Annotated in this window: 1 rRNA gene; it reads left to right on the top strand. The window is 38.6% G+C overall.

Annotated features, from left to right (window positions below):
• Nucleotides 1-199 precede the first annotated feature (199 nt).
• Nucleotides 200-314, top strand: a 5S ribosomal RNA gene (gene rrf, locus H5119_RS20205).
• Nucleotides 315-319: the final 5 nt, after the last annotated feature.

Raw genomic sequence — 319 nt, 5'->3', positions numbered from 1 at the left:
TGGTGTGAGCCATTAAGCTAACTTGTACTAATTACCCGTGAGGCTTAACCATACAACGCCAAACGCGTTTTATGTGATAGTGAAACAAGCGAAGAAGTTAATATGACTAAAGTAGATATTACTTAAAGACTTAAAAAATATTATCAGATATTTCCAAATTCAGTTAGTGCGTAGTGATACGGATTAACGCCAAAATTTGCTTGGTGACAATAGCGTTTTGGACCCACCTGATTCCATGCCGAACTCAGTAGTGAAACGAAACAGCGCCGATGATAGTGTAGCATTTGCTATGTGAAAGTAGGACATTACCAGGCTTCAA

Source organism: Pseudoalteromonas sp. SG45-5, assembly GCF_014164085.1.
Taxonomy (GTDB): domain Bacteria; phylum Pseudomonadota; class Gammaproteobacteria; order Enterobacterales; family Alteromonadaceae; genus Pseudoalteromonas; species Pseudoalteromonas aliena.
The sequence above is the reverse complement of the archived record's forward strand: the minus strand, read 5'-3'. Positions and strand labels throughout refer to the sequence as shown.